Origin of the sequence: Poinsettia branch-inducing phytoplasma str. JR1 (assembly GCF_000309465.1) — a bacterium.
GTDB classification, from domain to species: Bacteria; Bacillota_I; Bacilli_A; order Acholeplasmatales; family Acholeplasmataceae; genus Phytoplasma; species Phytoplasma pruni.
In genome coordinates this window covers 1-411 of the sequence record NZ_AKIK01000123.1, presented here as the reverse complement: position 1 = coordinate 411, position 411 = coordinate 1, and the positions used below count along the sequence as shown (strand labels likewise).

Genomic DNA, 411 nt, shown 5'->3' with positions numbered 1-411 from the left:
AAATAATAATAAAGTAATGGCGATGAATAACGAACAAAAATCAATTTCATACCAAATGAATGTGATTAATACCATAGAAAAACAAATAAAAGGTTTTGTTGAAAATTCAAAACAAAAATACCCCAATTTAATTAATCATGATATTAAAAATGTAACCAAATGGGTTTTTTTAAATGGTGATAAAGAAGATAAAAATCAAATTTTTCTAATATTAGAACAAATTCAAAAACACAATCTAACAATTAGATGATGAATTTACAGAATTATTTGATTAAATTATCAAACCTTTATTCTCAAATTAAAATATTAGAAAAAAAACAAAAAATAATTCCTTTTAAACAATTAAGAACTAGCAGAAAATTTCAAAAAAAGTTAATATATTTCAAGGAATAAATAATAATATAAGTTGCA

The 411-nt window shown here is 19.7% G+C and carries 1 protein-coding gene; it reads left to right on the top strand.

Annotated elements, in window-relative coordinates; all coding sequences use genetic code 11:
• Positions 1–250, top strand: a 250-nt coding sequence (locus tag ON17_RS02605; RefSeq protein ID WP_026072010.1) for a hypothetical protein, incomplete at its 5' end; no start/stop codon positions are given.
• Positions 251–411: the final 161 nt, after the last annotated feature.